The following is a 13,414-nucleotide window of genomic DNA, read 5'->3' as shown; positions in this document are numbered from 1 at the left end:
AACGCCGCGGCGCTCAGTGGGCCGCGGCGTTTGCGTTTGCGGGCGCGCCGCCCGGCGTGTCGCCGTGCCGTCGCACCGAGCCGTATACGCCCGCGAGCAGCAGCACGAGCGCGGCGACCTCGAGTGCGCGCGGCATCCGCTGGTCGTACACGAACGCATACAGCATCGCGAACACGGTTTCGAACACGATCAACTGGCCCGACAGCGTGAGCGGCAGCCGCTTCGACGCGGCATTCCACAGTCCGTTACCGAGCCACGACGCACCGATCGCAAGCACGAGGTTCAGCAGCCAGAACAATTGCCAGCGCGAGGCGGGGACGGCCGCCTGTACCGTCCCGGCGGGCAGCGCGAGGATCGCCAGCCAGCAGAGCCCGCCGATCAGGCCCGTCACGACACCCCACAGCACCGACCATTCGTTGCCGCCGAAGCGGTGATGGCGCTGCAGGTAGCGTGTGTTCGCCACCGCATACCAGGTCCAGCTCGTGAGCGCGCCCGCCGCGCAGGCGATGCCCGCGAGCTTCTGGGCGAGCGTCGTCGCGTGCGCGGCTTCGGACGTAAACAGATCGACGTTGATGCAGACGATGCCCGCGATCACAAGCGCGAGCGGGGCGGCGAGCCGCCGCAGCGGCATTGCGCCGTGGTCGCCGAGGCCCGCGAGCGTGACGGTCACCGGCAGCACGCCGACGATCAGCGAACTGGGCGCGATGCCGATCAGGTGCACGGCGCCGGACAGCAGCATGTAATACGCGACGTTGCCGATGACGGCGAGCCTCACCAGTGCGACGAGATCCGCGCGGGTCAGCCGATCGAGCAGCGAGCGGGCGGCCGGCAGCGCGGCCGCGAGCGACACGAGGCCGTACATCGTGTAGCGGCCGGCGCTCAGCAGCAGCGGCGAGAAATCGGTCAGCAGCCGCGGAACGAGAAACACCATGCCCCACAGGGCGCCTGCCAGGACACCGTACACCACGCCGCGCTGCATCGACCGCTCCGAACGAATGACTGAGGTGCGCGCATCTTAGCGATGCCGTCGCGGCGGCGTCTTGTTCATTCCTGCACTCGCGGCCGGCTGCGGCCGTCACGCGGCTTCGGCGGGCGGCGAATCATTCGTCCGCCGAATCGGGGGTTGGCCGCGTGCCGTCGCCGGCAGCATCCGTGCGCGTCGGGCGGCGCACGGCACGCAGCTTGCCGCTGTTGCCGCCGCCGCAGTAGAAGCGGTCGCGGCCATCGGATTCGAGGCCCGACACGCCGACGCCGGGCGGCATGTCGACCTGCTCGAGCACTTCGCCCGTGCGCGGATCGATGCGCCGCAGGTCGCTGCGGTCGGCTTCCCACGTGCCGTGCCACAGCTCGCCGTCGACCCACGTCACGCCGGTGACGAAGCGGTTCGACTCGATCGTGCGCAGCACGGCGCCCGATTGCGGATCCACCTGATGAATCTTGCGCTCGCGGTACTGGCCGACCCACAGCGTGCCTTCCGCCCACGCGAGCCCCGAATCGGCGCCGCCGCCGGGCGCCGGAATCGTCGCGAGCACGCGGCCCGATTCGGGGTCGATCTTCTCGATGCGGTCCTCGACGATCTGGAACAGGTGGCGGCCGTCGAACGCCGTGCCCGCGTGCGCGGCGACGTCGAGCGAGCGGACGATCGTGCCGCGCTCGGGGTCGAGCGCATTCAGCTTGTCGCCGGACGCGTACCACACGTGCCGCCCGTCGAACGTGACGCCGTGCACGCCGTCGACGCCCGGAAACGGGCCGTACTCGTGAAGGATGTCTGCGGTGGAGCGCTTCATGTTCGTCACCTCGTCGTTCGATGGGGCCATCCTAATCGCCCGGCAGCGCAAGCGGGAGTAACAAGGTCGTCGCGAATCCGGGCAGCGGCGGCGTGAGCCAGCGGCGCGCGCGTCCGCGGCCGAGTGTCTGCACCTTGCCGGTTTGCGCGAGCGCATCGAGCGCGCGCTGCACGGTGCGCTGGCTGGCGCCGAGCGCGAGCGCCAGCGCGGAGCTCGACCACGCTTCGCCGTCGGCGAGCAGCGCGAGCACGGCCGCGTGCCGATCGTCGACCGGCCGCGCGAGGACGACGGTTTCGCGCACGCCGAGCGGTTCGAGCGCGAAGCCGCGCGGCGTCGCGACGACGTTCGCGAGCGGGCGCAGCACCGCGCGCAGCCGGCCGATCTCGACACGCAGCCGCGCGCGGTGCGATTCGTCGGCATGTTTCGCGCGGAACGCGGCGGCGACGAGCGCATTTCTCGACACGTCGGCCGGCCAGGCCTCGCCGAGTGCACGGGCGAGCACGAAAAGCACCGGGCGCCGCGCGAGCGACACGCTCGTGCGCGCATCGCGCACCGTGTGGCGGCACGCGTCGACGACGAGCGCATTCGACTCGAACAGCGTCTCGACTTCGTCGAGCGGCACGAGCCGCGACGTGCCGCGCGCGATGAGCCGCGCGGCCGGTGCGTCGAGCACGCGCGCCGCGGTGTCGACCTCGGCCGCCAGCGCGGCGATGCCGGCGGCGCGGGCGGCTGTCCGTGCGCGGTCGAGCGCCGCGCGGGCCGCGTGCGTGCGGATGCGGCGCATCGCGATGCCGGCCGCGATCAATTCATGGGCGGCGCGCGACGCGGGCGGCAGCGGCGCGGGGTCGAGATGCGCGAGCAGCCGCTCGGCCTCGTCGAGATGGCCGATCAGCAGCAAGCGGCGGACGCCGAGATAGCGGCCATGCGCGGCGTTCGCGCGGTCGCCATGCGCGTCGAGCGTCGCGCAGGCCGCGTCGAGCGCGCGCGTCGGCCAGCGCAGGTCGCGCGACGCGAGCGCGATTTCCGCTTCCGCGACGACGCAGCGCGCCCGTGCGACCGCTTCCTTCGCGCCGAATGCGCGTGCGGCGCCGCGCACGAGCGACCGTGCACGTTCGAAATCGCCGAGCTGCGCCAGCGCGATCCCGCGCAGCGCGAGTGCCGGCGCATCGTCGCGCAGCGCGACGCGGTTCAGCGCGCCGAGCGCGTCACCGGCCGCGAGCGCGTGCGCGGCCGCCGTGATCAGCGAATCCATTCGAATCCCGACACACTTGTCACTCCCTTCGGTCCGATGCCCGCCACTAATCTAGCACCACGCACACGGCCCGTACGCCGTGCCCGGACACCCATCGGAAGGAGGACCCCACCATGACGACCCATCTCACCGGCACCCGCGACGAATGGCTGGCCGCGCGCCGCGCGCTGCTCGACGCGGAAAAGGCGCTGACGCGGCACAGCGACGAACTCGCGCGGCAGCGCCAGGCGCTGCCGTGGGTGCGCGTCGACAAGACCTACCGGTTCGACACCGAAGCAGGGCAGGCGACGCTCGACGACCTGTTTGGCGGCCGTTCGCAACTGCTCGTCTATCACTTCATGTTCGGCCCCGACTACAAGGCGGGCTGCCCGTCGTGCTCCGCGCTCGCCGACGGCTTCGACGGCTTTGCCGTGCATCTGGCGCATCACGACGTGACGCTCGCGGCCGTGTCGCGCGCGCCGCTCGCGAAACTGCTCGCGTACCGGCAGCGGATGGGGTGGACGTTCCCGTGGGCGTCGTCGGTCGGCAGCGATTTCAACTTCGACTTCAACGTGTCGTTCACCGAAGCGCAGCAGCGCGCGGGCGACGTCGAATACAACTATGCAAAGGCTGGACACGCGATGGACATGGATCCGCCGCCGGCGCCCGTCGTGCAGTTCGCGGCCACGTGCGGCACCGATCCGGTCACGTATGCGCTCGATCGGCCGGGGATGAGCGCGTTCGTGCGCGAGGACGGCGCCGTCTATCACACGTATTCGACCTACGCGCGCGGCCTCGACGGATTGTGGGGGATGTACCAGTGGCTCGATCGCGCGCCGCGCGGACGCAACGAGGCCGGCCCGTGGTGGCGCCGTCACGACGAATACGCGCGTGGCTGAGCGGGCCGGCCACGGGCGGGAGCGCGCGATGACGCGAACGGCAACCGGCGAGGCGGCCCCCGGTCCGTGGGCATTCGGCGTGGCGGCCACCGCCGTGTTCGCGCTCGCCGCGATGGCGACGTTGGCGCAGCACGCGTCGATGAGTGCGATGGGCGGCGAACCGATGCCCGGCGGCTGGATGGCTTCGGCCGTATGGCTGCGACCGTGCGGCCAGGGCGCCGGCCGCGCATTCGCGGCGTTCGCCGGAATGTGGGGCGCGATGACGGTGACGATGATGCTGCCGGTGCTCGCGCCGCAGCTCTGGCATTACCGGTGGCGCATCGGCCCGCAGGCGGCGGCGCGGTCGGCCTGGCTCGTCGTCGTCGCGGGGGCGGGATATTTCTCGGTCTGGATGGCGCTCGGGGCGCTCGTGTTGCCGGCCGGCGCTGCGCTGACGGCGGCCGCTGCCCGTCTGCCGGCGCTCGTCGGGGCGATGCCGTTCGTGGCCGGCGCCGTCGTGCTGGCCGCGGGCACGTTGCAATTCACCGAATGGAAGGCGCGGCGGCTCGCGTGCTGCCGCCACCCGACGGCGCACGACGTGCATCGGCCACGGGCAGCGGGCGTCACGGCATGGCGGTACGGCGTGCACGCCGCGATCCGATGCGGCGCATGTTGCGGGAATCTGATGGCGGTCGCGCTGGCGGCCGGCATGATGGACCTGCGCGTGATGGCCGCCGTGACGGTCGCGATCGCCGCCGAACGCGTTGCGCCTGCCGGCTGGCGCGTGTGGCGGATCGTCGGTTGCGGGACGGTGGCGGGCGGCATCGCGATGATCGCCCGTGCGGCCGGTCTGGCGTGAGGTCGGGCAGGCAAGCCGCTTCGGCGTGCGGGTCGCCGGCCGTGCGCGGCCGCCGCCGTCGCGCACGTGTCGCCTCGCCGCGACACGCGCACGTGCCGTCCGGCCGCCGGCTGCGCGAATGGCTCGACGCAGCGGTGAAACGAAAGTCGATCGAAAACGAACCGAACGGCGATCCGAACGATTCGGCCCCCGAACCGCCGAAACCGGCTAAGCCGTTGTTCGTGTTGTGAAAAATCACGGCGCTTCGCGTATAATTCGCTTTTGCGCCCATAGGATTTGCCATGCGTCTGATCCAAAAAGCACTCACTTTCGATGACGTGCTCCTCGTTCCCGCCTTCTCCGACGTTCTCCCGCGCGACACCAGCCTCAAGACCAAGCTGACCCGCAACATCTCCCTGAACATGCCGCTCGTGTCCGCCGCGATGGACACGGTCACCGAAGGTCGCCTCGCGATCGCGATGGCGCAGCAGGGGGGCGTCGGTATCGTCCACAAGAACCTCACGCCGGCCGAGCAGGCCCGCGAAGTCGCGAAGGTCAAGCGTTTCGAGTCGGGCGTCGTCCGCGACCCGATCACGGTGCCGCCGCAAATGAAGGTGCGCGACGTGATCGCGCTGTCGCGCCAGCATGGCATCTCGGGCTTCCCGGTCGTCGAAGGCCCGCAGCTCGTCGGCATCGTCACGAACCGCGACCTGCGTTTCGAAACGCGCCTCGACGAGCCGGTCAAGTCGATCATGACGCCGCGCGAGCGCCTCGTCACGGTCAAGGAAGGCACGCCGCTCGCCGAAGCGAAGGCGCTGATGCACAGCCACCGCCTCGAGCGCGTGCTGGTCGTCAACGACGCGTTCGAGCTGCGCGGCCTGATGACCGTCAAGGACATCACGAAGCAGACCGAGCACCCGGACGCGTGCAAGGACGAACACGGCAAGCTGCGCGCAGGCGCGGCGGTCGGCGTCGGCCCGGACAACGAAGAGCGTGTCGAACTGCTGGTGCAGGCCGGCGTCGACGTGATCGTCGTCGATACCGCGCACGGCCACAGCAAGGGCGTGCTCGAGCGCGTGCGCTGGGTCAAGCAGAACTTTCCGCACGTCGAGGTGATCGGCGGCAACATCGCGACGGCCGCCGCCGCGAAGGCGCTCGTCGAATACGGCGCGGACGCGGTCAAGGTCGGTATCGGCCCGGGCTCGATCTGCACGACGCGGATCGTCGCGGGTGTCGGCGTGCCGCAGATCAGCGCGATCGCGAACGTCGCGGAGGCGCTGAAGGGCACCGGCGTGCCGTGCATCGCCGACGGCGGCGTGCGCTTCTCGGGCGACGTGTCGAAGGCGCTCGCGGCCGGCGCGAACGCGGTGATGATGGGCAGCATGTTCGCGGGCACGGAAGAGGCGCCGGGCGACGTGTTCCTGTACCAGGGCCGCCAGTACAAGTCGTACCGCGGCATGGGTTCGGTCGGTGCGATGAAGGACGGCGCGGCTGACCGCTACTTCCAGGACAACTCGGCGAACATCGACAAGCTCGTGCCGGAAGGCATCGAAGGCCGCGTCGCGTACAAGGGTTCGGTCAACGCGATCCTGTTCCAGCTGGTCGGCGGCGTGCGCGCGAGCATGGGCTACTGCGGCTGCCGCACGATCGACGAGCTGCACGAGAAGGCGGAATTCGTCCAGATCACCGCGGCGGGCATGCGCGAGTCGCACGTGCACGACGTGCAGATCACGAAGGAAGCACCGAACTACCACGTGGACTGATCGCCGATGAAACCGCTGCTGCGAGCCGTGCTGATCGTCGATGCCGTACTGCTGCTGGCGTTCGGCGCGCTGTTCGTGCTGACGCCCTGGCAGGCGCTGTTCAATGCGCTGCAACTGGCGAACATCCAGCCCGCGATGCTCGGCCAGGCGTTCGGCATCGCGCTGCTCGGGCTCGCGTGGCTCGCGTTTCATGCGGCGTTCAACGGCGATCTCACGGCGCCCGTCGCGCGCCCGGTCGGCCACGTGTACTGGCTGACCGGCGTGCTGACGGTCGTGTGGTCGATCGGCGCCGGCAGCGGGCCGGCGCTCGCGGCCGCCGGCCGGGTGCTGTCGGCCGTGGCCGGCGTCGCGCTGATCGTGCTCGGCCTCGGCGGCGTGCGGCTCGCATCGGCCGTGCGCCGGCGCGAAAGGGCCGACAAGGCGCAGGCGCTCGAGGGCCGCGATGCGAAGCGTCCGGTCGAACCGGCGCCGGCCTCCGTGGCGCAGCCGCGAGTCGAGCCGGTCGTCAGCCGTCCGGTGGCGCCTGCGGCGCCGGCCGCGGCTACCCCGTCGGCCGCATCCGACCGTGCGTCAGGCAGCGTCGCGTTCGACGCGCGCCCGCCGTCGCAGGATTGACCGGCGATGCGTCGCGCGAGCCGCCTGCCGCCCGACGCCGCTGTCCATGTTTTTGACGCAGCGCTCGATGCGCTGCTTTTCTTATTCTCTTCATCCCGTCCGCAGCCATGCACGACAAAATCCTGATTCTCGACTTCGGTTCGCAAGTCACCCAACTGATCGCGCGCCGCGTGCGCGAAGCGCACGTCTACTGCGAAATTCACCCGAACGACGTGTCCGACGACTTCGTCCGCGAGTTCGCGCCGAAGGCGGTGATCCTGTCGGGCAGCCACGCGAGCACGTATGAAGACCACCAGCTGCGTGCGCCGCAGGCCGTGTGGGATCTCGGCGTGCCGGTGCTCGGCATCTGCTACGGGATGCAGACGATGGCCGTGCAGCTCGGCGGCAAGGTCGAGTGGAGCGACCATCGCGAATTCGGTTATGCGGAAATGCGTGCGCACGGCCATACGCGCCTGCTCGACGGCATCGAGGATTTCACGACGGCCGAAGGCCACGGGATGCTGAAGGTCTGGATGAGCCACGGCGACAAGGTGGCCGAGCTGCCGCCGGGCTTCGCGCTGATGGCGTCGACGCCGAGCTGCCCGATCGCCGGTATGGCCGACGAGGCGCGCGGCTACTACGCGGTGCAGTTCCACCCGGAAGTCACGCACACGGTGAAGGGCCGGCAGATCATCGAACGCTTCGTGCTGCAGATCGCCGGCGCGAAGCCCGACTGGATCATGAAGAACCACATCGAGGAAGCCGTCGCGAAGATCCGCGAGCAGGTCGGTGACGAGGAAGTGATTCTCGGCCTGTCGGGCGGCGTCGATTCGAGCGTCGCGGCCGCGCTGATCCATCGTGCGATCGGCGATCAACTGACGTGCGTGTTCGTCGACCACGGCCTGCTGCGCCTGAACGAAGGCAAGATGGTGCTCGACATGTTCGAGGGCCGCCTGCATGCGAAGGTCGTGCACGTCGACGCGTCCGACCAGTTCCTCGGCCATCTGGCCGGCGTGACCGATCCGGAAGCGAAGCGCAAGATCATCGGCCGCGAGTTCGTCGAGGTGTTCCAGGCGGAAGCGAAGAAGCTGTCGAAGGCGAAGTGGCTCGCGCAGGGCACGATCTACCCGGACGTGGTCGAATCGGGCGGCACGAAGACGAAGAAGGCGACGACGATCAAGAGCCACCACAACGTCGGCGGCCTGCCGGAAACGCTCGGCCTGAAGCTGCTCGAACCGCTGCGCGACCTGTTCAAGGACGAAGTGCGCGAGCTGGGCGTCGCGCTCGGCCTGCCGCCGGAGATGGTGTACCGCCATCCGTTCCCGGGCCCGGGCCTCGGCGTGCGGATTCTCGGCGAAGTGAAGCGCGAGTACGCGGATCTGCTGCGCCGCGCGGATGCGATCTTCATCGAGGAACTGCGCGGCACGGTCGCGACCGCGCAGGATGCGGCGGCCGGCCTGTGCGGCGACGCCGACGTCGGCAAGAGCTGGTACGACCTGACGAGCCAGGCGTTCGCGGTGTTCCTGCCGGTGAAGTCGGTCGGCGTGATGGGCGATGGGCGGACGTATGACTATGTGACGTCGTTGCGGGCGGTGCAGACGACCGACTTCATGACCGCGCATTGGGCGCATCTGCCGTATGCGCTGCTCGGCCGCGCGTCGAACCGGATCATCAATGAAGTGCGCGGGATCAACCGGGTCGTGTACGACATCTCGGGGAAGCCGCCGGCGACGATTGAGTGGGAGTGATTCAAACTCGGCTCACGTCGTCTCAAGCGGTATCAAAAATCGGCCGTGAGCCTTTTAGATCAAGGGTTTGAGTGATTCAGGGAGTGTCACCCCGTATCACTCAATCTCGGTCATTCGGGCGGTACGAATGACGGTACGGCATGAGACGGCTGGAAAAGCCACACGAAGTACCGTCAGACGGTCTGACGGTATCGTGCGGCAAACCAGACCGGAGGCCGATTTTGCTGACAGACAGAGAACTGGGCACCCTCAAGCCCAGGGATAAAACCTTCAAGGTGACCGACCGTGACGGCATGTATGCCGCCGTCCTTCCCACCGGCACCATTTCCTTTCGCTACGACTATCGCCTGAACGGGCGCCGCGAAACGCTGGCCATCGGTCGGTACGATGCCGACCTGGCGCGCGCGCCGACCCGCGAGCCGGACGCGCTCGAATACGGTATGGACATGTCGCTGCGCGAGGCGCGCACGCTGCTTGACCGTGCCAGGCGCGACGTGGAGCGGGGCGCATCGCCGTCACGCGCCAAGGTGGAAAAGCGCACGGCAGCGGCCGACGCGCTTACGTTCGGCGGCTGGGCCGAAAGCTATTTCACCCACAAGGCGGACCCAAAGAGTGGCGCCGAGCAACTGGCGGACAGCACCCTGGCGTTCCGGCGCTCCACCTATCGCCGCGTTATCGAACCGGAGTTCGGCAAACTTCGCCTGGAGGAAGTGACGCCCCAACGGCTGAAGCGCCTGTGTGACGGCACGAAAGAGCGACGCGGGCCTGCCGTGGCGGTGCACGTTCGTGAGGTTGTGCAGGCGGTATTCCGGCATGCACAAGGCAGCGGCCAGGCGGTGAGCAATCCGGCAGAAGCCATCCGCGCCAGCACAATCGCCACGTTTGAGCCGCGCGACCGCGCATTGTCTCCGGCCGAAATTCGCACGTTCCTGACGGCGCTGGAGCAGGTGGCCACGACGCCAACACTGCGCCTGGCGCTGAAGTTCGTTTTGCTGACTGGCGTGCGGAAAAGCGAGTTCATCGACGCCGTGTGGGCCGAAGTCGATTTCGACGCCGAACGCTGGACCATCCCGGCCGAACGCATGAAAGCCGGGAAGGCGCATGTCATCCCGCTGAGTGAACAGGCGCTGGATATTCTGGTAGCGCTACGGTCCTGCTTTGGCGCGAGTAACTACCTGCATCCAGGCCGCTACGACCACGACTTGCCAATCAGCAACGCGACGCTAAATCGTGTCATCGATGCAGCCGTGGAGCGCATTCGAAAGGATGACCCGGAATTCCAGACTTTTGGCGTGCACGACCTGCGGCGGACATTCTCCACCGGTCTGAACCGTGCGAAGTTTGACGAGCGCTGGATTGAAATGTCGCTGGCGCACGCACCGCGAAACCGGATTGCCGCCGTCTACAACGTGAACCGCTACCTGTCGGAACGGAAAATCATGCTGCAGTGCTGGGCGGACATGATTGACGCCTGGATGCGCGGTGAGTCTGCGCGCGAGCTAATTGCCGATGCAAAGCGACGGGCGGCCGAAGTCCACGAAGATGACCTGGATGACGACCTGTAAAGCAGTGCGCTCACATGAGAACCCGGCTTCGGCCGGGTTTTTTTATGCGGCGGCTTTTCGGAAGTGAATGGGCGTGACGGCGGATGAAGCTTAGACAAATCCCACCTGGGGAATTGAGCAGCACGGATCAAGAGAATTGGTTCCATGCAATCTCACTTGGAGCCGCAACAAATGCTCAACGCAAAAAAGCTGGGTCTTGAGGTCTTTCTCCGCGAATCGCAATTGCTTGGCGAACGCTTCGTTCCGTTCACGAAGGCAACGCTCTGGCGGAAGGTCCGGGACAAGAGTTTTCCGCAGCCGGTGAAGCTTTCCGCAGGCGTAACCGCCTGGAAGCTGAGCGACATTCAAGAATGGCAGCGCGCGCAGTTGGAAGCTGCGAATGCGCAATAAAAAAGGGGCGCTCAATGAAGAACACCCCTGAAGTAAAAACTCTGCGTGAACCCAATAATAGCACTGACCAAATGCAAACAGCCGCCGATTTCAAAGCGTGGTACGTCGCCAACAACGCAGCCATCAAGGTCGAGCAAACCAGGATGCGAACCCTGGCGGCAGAAAAGGCGTTGAACTACCTGCAATCTCGCGTCCGTTTCGGTGCCAGCATCCAGGATGCAGGTGACGGATATTTCCGCGATTGCATGCGCCCGAAATACTGGCCGGCCGTCTACTCGGAAGTGGCGCGCGAACTGTTCCGCGAACTTGGCTGGGTTGACCGCAAGGGGGCGAAATGACCTTTGCGGAAAACGCTAATCTGGATGCTGAATTCAAGCGCCTGGCCGGTATTGATACGCCGCCAGTTGTGGCCGCACCGAAGCCGAAGAAGAAGCCGACGCCGCCGCGTACTCCGAAGCCCGAAGCGCTGCTGGAGTGGGAGAGGCAGCAGCGGGAAGCGCGCGACGAAGAACGGCGCCGCCGGCAACGAGAGGAAAACGCTCGCATCCAGGACGATCCCGCTAGCGTTTTGCCGCCTGTCATGACCGTGGAAGATATGCTGGCAGACTGCGTATGGATTGCGGCGGGCAGCCAGGTAGGCCGACTGAGCGCGCCGAAGACGGTTTTGTCGTTCGGGGAGTTTTGCGATTGGACGGCGTGCAACACCACCGAAGTGAGCGACCCGGACAGCAAGGCGAAGCCGCGTCAGGTGCCGAACGCGGTGCTGTGGAAGAAGGACGCGGCCCGCAAGACGGTGCACGCGCGCACGTTCCACGCTGGCGCTGGCGAAATCTGCCGCGACCCTGATGGCGAACAGGCAATCAATTCCTGGCGGCCTATCGAACGTCGGCCGGCGGCGTCTGATATCGGTCTATTCCTGGAGCAGATTGAATATCTGGTCGAGGACGCGACTGAGCGCGCGGCGTTCCTGGATTGGCTGGCCCACATCGAGCAGCGCCCTGGCGTGCTGCCGCACTATGGCTGGCTGCACATCGCCAAGAACACCGGCACTGGCCGTAACTGGCTGGCTTCCGTCCTGGCGCGTGTGTGGCGCGGCTATGTTGCGCCTAACGTAGACCTGCCGGCACTGCTGGAAAGCCAGTTCAACGGCGCGCTGGCTGGCCGCGTGCTGGCGATGGTTGACGAAGTGCAGGAAGGCGGCGGCGAAAACCAATTCCGCCACGCAAACCGGCTGAAGTCGCTGGTCAACGCCGAAGAACGGATCATCAACCCAAAATTCGGCCGCCAGTTCAAGGAACACAATTCCTGCCGTTGGCTGGTGTTCAGCAACCACGACAACGCGCTGCCGCTGAACGACACTGACCGCCGCTGGCGCGTGGTTCGCCACAACGCCGCGCCGCGCTCGCCAGAGACGTATGCGAAGCTTTACGCCATGCTGGACGATGACGAATTCATCAACGCGGTGGGCGTGTATCTGCGTGAGCGCGATATCGGCGCGTTCAATCCTGGCGAACGGCCGCCTATGAGCGAGGCGAAGCGCGCCGCCCTGGATGCGTCGAAATCCATCATCCAGCGCAACGCGGAAGAATTGATTGCGCACTGGCCCGCTGACGTGGTGATGAACGATGACATTGTGGCCGTGCTGGGGGACGGCGCGGAAAAGAGCGTGACGGCCGCAATGCGACGGGTGCTTGATGAACTGGGCGCGCTAGCAGTCGGCCGCACCATCAAAACCCGATACAAGCCGACGAAGTGCTGGATCCTCAGGAACGCGGACAAATGGATCGACGCGAAGTCGTTTGAACTGGCCGCAGAGATTGCGCGTGCCAGGCCGGATGGATGGGAATCCGCAATGGATGTGCTGTCTGCACCGGAGCGCGAAGAACGGCCATTCTGAATGCCTCCAGGCAACGACGACACAACCCGCCACGGCGGGTTTTTTGTTGGGGGCGCAGATTACGTGGAATTGAAGCGAGTTGCGCTGCGTGACATTCCGTGGCCCTGCGTTGAGGTAACGGTAACGGTAGGTAACGCTCTTTCCAGTTAGACCAGAAAAAAGGTGTATTCACGAATGTGAACATGTTGTTTTTGGGAAGGCTATAGAGAGCCCCGTTATCAACCGTTACCCGTTACCTCGCGAATGTCCAAACGAACAGCACTGCACCGTGTCCTGGATGACATGCGCCACCTGTCATTCGCTCTGCTTAGAGAGCGCCGGTTTGCGTCGAACGCGGGTGATGTGCTGCTGCTGGTTGGCGTGGCCATTGGCGACCTGGAGGCAAAGCCGTTCACCGCGTACAAGCTGGCGGCGTATGTGGGCATGCCATACGGAACAGTGGTGCGCAGGCTTGCGCTACTGGTGCGTGCTGGGCTGGTGGCGAGGGATGGCAGACGCAGGTACATGCTGACCGATGAAGGGCGCAGGCGGGCTGCCAAGGCGGCTGGCAGGGCTATGTGACGTAGCGGGTCCTTCCAGAAGGGGTGCGGCCTACGGGAGCAGCGGTCCCGCCGCTTCTGACATCTGCGTGGGTTTTTTAAGCGCATTTCCGTTTCTCATAATGTGGAATCGGCATGGCATCCGGGACCGTCAACCGTGATGCAGCGTGAGGCTTCGTGCAAT

General features: G+C 66.8%; 13 protein-coding genes. 10 read left to right on the top strand and 3 right to left on the bottom strand.

Annotated elements, in window-relative coordinates; translation table 11 throughout:
* Window positions 1-13: 13 nt before the first annotated feature.
* The 3 genes from QZM15_RS13455 to QZM15_RS13445 form a co-directional block, all read right to left on the bottom strand.
* Window positions 14-979, bottom strand: coding sequence for a DMT family transporter (locus QZM15_RS13455; protein WP_302106560.1), 966 nt, complete (start codon window positions 977-979; stop codon window positions 14-16).
* Window positions 980-1,100: 121 nt separating this feature from the next.
* Window positions 1,101-1,787, bottom strand: coding sequence for a PQQ-binding-like beta-propeller repeat protein (locus QZM15_RS13450; protein ID WP_059573731.1), 687 nt, complete (start codon window positions 1,785-1,787; stop codon window positions 1,101-1,103).
* A 31-nt stretch (window positions 1,788-1,818) separates the two neighbouring features.
* Window positions 1,819-3,039: a helix-turn-helix domain-containing protein gene (locus QZM15_RS13445; protein WP_302106559.1), complete on the bottom strand. Its 1,221-nt coding sequence runs from the start codon at window positions 3,037-3,039 to the stop codon at window positions 1,819-1,821.
* A 113-nt stretch (window positions 3,040-3,152) separates the two neighbouring features.
* Here QZM15_RS13445 and QZM15_RS13440 point away from each other — a divergent pair, with 113 nt between their 5' ends.
* The 10 genes from QZM15_RS13440 (at window position 3,153) to QZM15_RS13395 (ending at window position 13,252) form a co-directional block, all read left to right on the top strand.
* Complete coding sequence (locus tag QZM15_RS13440; RefSeq protein WP_059573712.1) at window positions 3,153-3,917, top strand: DUF899 domain-containing protein; 765 nt, start codon at window positions 3,153-3,155, stop codon at window positions 3,915-3,917.
* A 28-nt stretch (window positions 3,918-3,945) separates the two neighbouring features.
* Window positions 3,946-4,755: a DUF2182 domain-containing protein gene (locus tag QZM15_RS13435; RefSeq protein WP_302106558.1), complete on the top strand. Its 810-nt coding sequence runs from the start codon at window positions 3,946-3,948 to the stop codon at window positions 4,753-4,755.
* A gap of 281 nt (window positions 4,756-5,036) precedes the next feature.
* Window positions 5,037-6,497 (top strand): IMP dehydrogenase, encoded by a 1,461-nt coding sequence (guaB, locus tag QZM15_RS13430; RefSeq protein ID WP_034207642.1) that lies wholly within the window; start codon window positions 5,037-5,039, stop codon window positions 6,495-6,497.
* Between the two features lie 6 nt (window positions 6,498-6,503).
* A complete protein-coding gene (locus QZM15_RS13425; protein ID WP_302106557.1) occupies window positions 6,504-7,112 on the top strand; it encodes a hypothetical protein in 609 nt (202 codons plus the stop codon).
* Between the two features lie 107 nt (window positions 7,113-7,219).
* Complete coding sequence (gene guaA, locus QZM15_RS13420; RefSeq protein WP_059573715.1) at window positions 7,220-8,839, top strand: glutamine-hydrolyzing GMP synthase; 1,620 nt, start codon at window positions 7,220-7,222, stop codon at window positions 8,837-8,839.
* A gap of 140 nt (window positions 8,840-8,979) precedes the next feature.
* Entirely contained in the window at window positions 8,980-10,404 is a 1,425-nt protein-coding gene (locus QZM15_RS13415; protein ID WP_302106556.1) for a site-specific integrase, read from the top strand.
* 144 nt (window positions 10,405-10,548) lie between these two features.
* Complete coding sequence (locus QZM15_RS13410; RefSeq protein WP_302106555.1) at window positions 10,549-10,794, top strand: AlpA family transcriptional regulator; 246 nt, start codon at window positions 10,549-10,551, stop codon at window positions 10,792-10,794.
* Between the two features lie 14 nt (window positions 10,795-10,808).
* Window positions 10,809-11,132: a hypothetical protein gene (locus tag QZM15_RS13405; protein ID WP_302106554.1), complete on the top strand. Its 324-nt coding sequence runs from the start codon at window positions 10,809-10,811 to the stop codon at window positions 11,130-11,132.
* Window positions 11,129-12,691 (top strand): primase-helicase family protein, encoded by a 1,563-nt coding sequence (locus QZM15_RS13400; RefSeq protein WP_302106553.1) that lies wholly within the window; start codon window positions 11,129-11,131, stop codon window positions 12,689-12,691. Before QZM15_RS13405 ends, QZM15_RS13400 begins: the two co-directional genes overlap by 4 nt.
* Window positions 12,692-12,934: 243 nt before the next feature.
* Window positions 12,935-13,252 carry a hypothetical protein gene (locus tag QZM15_RS13395; RefSeq protein ID WP_302106552.1) on the top strand — a complete coding sequence of 106 codons (318 nt, stop codon included), beginning with the start codon at window positions 12,935-12,937 and terminating at the stop codon, window positions 13,250-13,252.
* The last annotated feature ends 162 nt before the right edge of the window (window positions 13,253-13,414 follow it).

Origin of the sequence: Burkholderia sp. AU44665, from assembly GCF_030504405.1 — a bacterium.
In the GTDB taxonomy this organism is placed as follows: Bacteria; Pseudomonadota; Gammaproteobacteria; order Burkholderiales; family Burkholderiaceae; genus Burkholderia; species Burkholderia semiarida.
Note: the sequence above shows the minus strand (reverse complement) of the source record. Positions and strands in the feature narration are given on the sequence as shown.

Bases quoted from the DNA above. Each gene is read 5' to 3' on its own strand.
- QZM15_RS13455 (WP_302106560.1), bottom strand. From the start codon at position 979: ATGCAGCGCGGCGTGGTGTACGGTGTCCTGGCAGGCGCCCTGTGGGGC.
- QZM15_RS13450 (WP_059573731.1), bottom strand. From the start codon at position 1,787: ATGAAGCGCTCCACCGCAGACATCCTTCACGAGTACGGCCCGTTTCCG.
- QZM15_RS13445 (WP_302106559.1), bottom strand. From the start codon at position 3,039: ATGGATTCGCTGATCACGGCGGCCGCGCACGCGCTCGCGGCCGGTGAC.
- QZM15_RS13440 (WP_059573712.1), top strand. From the start codon at position 3,153: ATGACGACCCATCTCACCGGCACCCGCGACGAATGGCTGGCCGCGCGC.
- QZM15_RS13435 (WP_302106558.1), top strand. From the start codon at position 3,946: ATGACGCGAACGGCAACCGGCGAGGCGGCCCCCGGTCCGTGGGCATTC.
- guaB (WP_034207642.1), top strand. From the start codon at position 5,037: ATGCGTCTGATCCAAAAAGCACTCACTTTCGATGACGTGCTCCTCGTT.
- QZM15_RS13425 (WP_302106557.1), top strand. From the start codon at position 6,504: ATGAAACCGCTGCTGCGAGCCGTGCTGATCGTCGATGCCGTACTGCTG.
- guaA (WP_059573715.1), top strand. From the start codon at position 7,220: ATGCACGACAAAATCCTGATTCTCGACTTCGGTTCGCAAGTCACCCAA.
- QZM15_RS13415 (WP_302106556.1), top strand. From the start codon at position 8,980: ATGAGACGGCTGGAAAAGCCACACGAAGTACCGTCAGACGGTCTGACG.
- QZM15_RS13410 (WP_302106555.1), top strand. From the start codon at position 10,549: ATGCAATCTCACTTGGAGCCGCAACAAATGCTCAACGCAAAAAAGCTG.
- QZM15_RS13405 (WP_302106554.1), top strand. From the start codon at position 10,809: ATGAAGAACACCCCTGAAGTAAAAACTCTGCGTGAACCCAATAATAGC.
- QZM15_RS13400 (WP_302106553.1), top strand. From the start codon at position 11,129: ATGACCTTTGCGGAAAACGCTAATCTGGATGCTGAATTCAAGCGCCTG.
- QZM15_RS13395 (WP_302106552.1), top strand. From the start codon at position 12,935: ATGTCCAAACGAACAGCACTGCACCGTGTCCTGGATGACATGCGCCAC.